Origin of the sequence: uncultured Bacteroides sp., assembly GCF_947632445.1 — a bacterium.
Classification (GTDB): Bacteria; Bacteroidota; Bacteroidia; order Bacteroidales; family Bacteroidaceae; genus Bacteroides.
On record NZ_CANRPM010000126.1, the window covers coordinates 1 to 3,328 of the forward strand.

The following is a 3,328-nucleotide window of genomic DNA, read 5'->3' on the forward strand; positions in this document are numbered from 1 at the left end:
CACCTGCATCCCGACCAGAAAGTAAGGATACAGGGATACGAGAAAATTGAAAAGCCGTTCATGAACCATTTTGATTTGGCTATCTCCAATATTCCGTTTGGCGATGTGGCTGTGTTCGACCCAGAGTTTTCCAACAGCCATGATCCCGCAAAGCACTTGGCGGCGCGGACAATACATAACTACTTCTTTCTGAAAAGCCTTGATGCGGTGCGTGAAGGCGGAATCGTGGCGTTCATTACCTCGCAGGGGGTGTTGGATGCCCCGACCAATGCGCCCATTCGAGAGTATATGATGAACCATGCCAATCTTGTGGGCGTTGCCCGTCTGCCGAACAACCTCTTTACGGAAAATGCGGGTACGGAGGTGGGCAGTGATTTGATTATCCTGCAAAAGAACAGCGGAAAGAACGGGGAACTGTATTATAACGAGAAACTTTTTGTGCAAACCGAACAGACCCCTATCGGCACTTCCGTAAACGGGTATGTATGGAACATCGGTTCGCTTTCCCACACGGATTTGACCAAAAGTACCGACCTTTACGGAAAGCCTGCCTATAAGCTCATGCATAGAGGCGACACCGTACAACTGGCGGAGGACTTACGGGAACATCTGAAAATAGAACTGCACCAACTTAACAGGAAACTCTATGAAAAACACAGCCTGCATCCGACGCAAACGGAAAGTACGGATAAAAGTATGAATGTGGAAGTACAGCCGTCTCCGAAAGTAGAAGCGATGACTTCTACCGCTAATGTTTTTATAACAGAAGCGGAGAAACCGAAAGTTCAACCCATAGACGAGAAGCCGGAGATTGAGCCACGCCAGACGAATCATTCAAATGCCGTTCAGCTTACTCTGCTTGACCTTTGGGGTATGCCCATAGAAGAACCTGCCAAAAAGAAAAAGGCAACCAAAAAGGAAAACAAGGCAAAGCGTGTACCATCCAAAACGAAGCCGCAGGTTACGGCTGCACCTCCTGTTGAATCCGTCAAGCCTGCAACCGAAAGCAAGGAGGCAAAGTCGGAAAATGTCGGGAAGCAATGCGACCCAGAAGATATTTATGCCTCTTTGGACTGGGAAACCAATCCGCCCATCAACGGCTTCTATGAAACGATGATGAGCCTGACACCGGAACGGCGCAAGGCTCTACGGCTTGAAGCGGAACGGCACAGACAGGAACAACTGAAAAAATCGGGTGTCAAGGACACGCTGAATCCTGCCTTTGTGCCTTTGTCGGATAACAAACCGGAACAAAAGGAAGCAGCACAACAACCCGAAGCACAGCCGGAGGCAACTCCCGTTCCTATTACGGACAATAGTCCAAGTGAGAAGGCTACCACTTCACTTTTCCCTGAATTTGAAACGGAAAAGCCGAAGGAGGAACCTCTCGACCTTTTTCCCCGTCCGTTCAATGGTATGCTGGAGCCGCACTACCGTGACGGCTCGATGGTGCTGGACGCTTCCCGCAATCTCGGCTACCTGAAAGACATCACGCCTTACGGCGCGACATTCCAGCCGCTTGACCTGACCGGCTACCAGAAGGAGAAAGCGATGCTGTATGTGTCACTCCGTGATTTATACGAGCGGCTTTACCGCTACGAGGCGGAGTATCACGATGAAGGATCCACGCAACGTGAGGCGTTGAACACCTGCTACGACGAGTTTGTCATGCGTTATGGCAACCTCAACGCCAAACAGAACGTGAAGTTAGTGATGATGGATGCCGGAGGGCGCGACATCCTTTCGCTGGAACGTGCGGAAGACGGCAGGTTTGTCAAGGCGGACATCTTCGACCGTCCCGTTTCCTTCTCGGTGGAGAACCACGTCAATGTCGGCTCTCCTGAAGAAGCCTTGTCCGCATCGCTTAACAAGTACGGTACGGTCAATCTCGACTATATGCGGAGGATAACAGACAGTACGGAAGAGGAACTTCTCAATGCCCTCAAAGGACGTATCTTCTACAATCCGCTCGTAACAGGTTACGAGATTAAAGACCGCTTCATCGCGGGGAACGTGATAGAGAAAGCGGAGCGCATAGAGGCATGGATGGGGAATAATCAGGAAAGTGAAAGATTGCCGGAAGTGAAACAGGCTTTGGAGGCTTTGAAGGAAGCCGAACCGCAGCGTATCGCTTTTGAAGACCTCGACTTCAACTTCGGTGAACGCTGGATTCCCACGGGGGTATATGCCGCCTACATGAGCCATCTTTTCGGTACGGACGTGAAAATCGCCTATTCCGCCAGCATGGACGAGTTTTCCGTGGCGTGCGGCTACCGCACCATGAAGATAACTGACGAGTTTCTGGTAAAGGGCTATTACCGGAACTATGACGGTATGCACCTGCTGAAACACGCCCTGCACAACACCTGTCCCGACATGATGAAAAGTATCGGCAAGGATGAAAACGGCAATGACATCAAGGTGCGTGACAGCGAGGGCATACAGCTCGCCAACGCCAAGATTGACGAGATTCGCAACGGGTTCTCCGAATGGCTCGAAGAGCAGTCGCCGCAGTTCAAGGAGCGGCTCGTGACGATGTATAACCGCAAGTTCAACTGTTTCGTGCGTCCGAAGTATGACGGCTCGCACCAGACTTTCCCCGACCTCAACATCAAGGGGCTGGCAAGCCGGGGAATTCAAAGCGTTTATCCGTCGCAAAAGGATTGTGTCTGGATGCTCAAACAGAACGGCGGCGGAATATGTGATCACGAGGTAGGAACCGGTAAGACGCTGATAATGTGTATTGCAGCGCATGAAATGAAGCGTCTGAACTTGGTGCACAAGCCGATGATTATCGGGCTGAAAGCCAATGTCGCTGAGATTGCCGCCACCTATCAGGCGGCATATCCCAACGCACGGATTCTCTATGCCTCCGAAAAAGACTTCTCGACCGCCAACCGCGTGCGTTTCTTCAACAACATCAAGAACAACGACTACGATTGCGTTATCATGTCGCATGACCAGTTCGGAAAAATACCGCAGTCGCCGGAGTTGCAGCAGCGCATCCTGCAAGCGGAGCTTGACACGGTGGAGGAAAACCTCGAAGTCCTGCGGCAGCAGGGCAAGAACGTGTCACGGGCGATGCTGAGAGGACTGGAGAAGCGTAAGCACAATCTTGAAGCGAAGCTGGAGAAGGTGGAACACGCCATCAAGTCGCGCATGGATGACGTGGTGGACTTCAAGCAGATGGGTATCGACCATATCTTTATTGACGAATCACACCAATTCAAGAACTTGACTTTCAACACCCGGCATGACCGTGTGGCGGGCTTGGGGAACTCGGAAGGAAGCCAGAAAGCCCTGAATATGCTTTTTGCCATACGCACCA

General features: G+C 51.4%; 1 protein-coding gene. It reads left to right on the plus strand.

What is annotated here, in order from left to right; translation table 11 throughout:
* On the plus strand, positions 1 to 3,328 hold a 3,328-nt coding region (locus Q0Z70_RS13320; protein ID WP_298075264.1), incomplete at both ends, for an N-6 DNA methylase.